General features: G+C 62.4%; 1 protein-coding gene. It reads left to right on the top strand.

The genetic code is table 11. The features are described from left to right. Nucleotides 1-359 (top strand): pseudouridine synthase (locus PL597_RS26245; protein WP_271366687.1); only part of this gene is annotated, 359 nt, incomplete at both ends.

Genomic DNA, 359 nt, shown 5'->3' with positions numbered 1-359 from the left:
GCCGGAGTATAAGCTGGAAGCGGGCGATGAAGTCCGTATCCCGCCGGTGCGCGTGGCGGAGCGTGAAGAAGAGGCGGTATCGCCGCACCTGCAGAAAGTGGCCGCGCTCTCTGAGGTGATCCTCTATGAAGACGATCATATTCTGGTGCTCAATAAGCCTTCTGGTACCGCGGTACACGGCGGCAGCGGCCTGAGCTTCGGCGTGATTGAAGGGCTGCGCGCCCTGCGCCCGGAGGCGCGTTTCCTTGAGCTGGTGCATCGTCTCGACCGGGATACCTCCGGCGTGCTGCTGGTGGCGAAAAAGCGCTCAGCGCTGCGTTCGCTGCACGAGCAACTGCGCGATAAAGGCATGCAGAAAG

The sequence above is a fragment of the Agrobacterium sp. ST15.13.013 genome (assembly GCF_027956525.1).
Taxonomy (GTDB): domain Bacteria; phylum Pseudomonadota; class Alphaproteobacteria; order Rhizobiales; family Rhizobiaceae; genus Agrobacterium; species Agrobacterium salinitolerans.
Note: the sequence above shows the minus strand (reverse complement) of the source record. Positions and strands in the feature narration are given on the sequence as shown.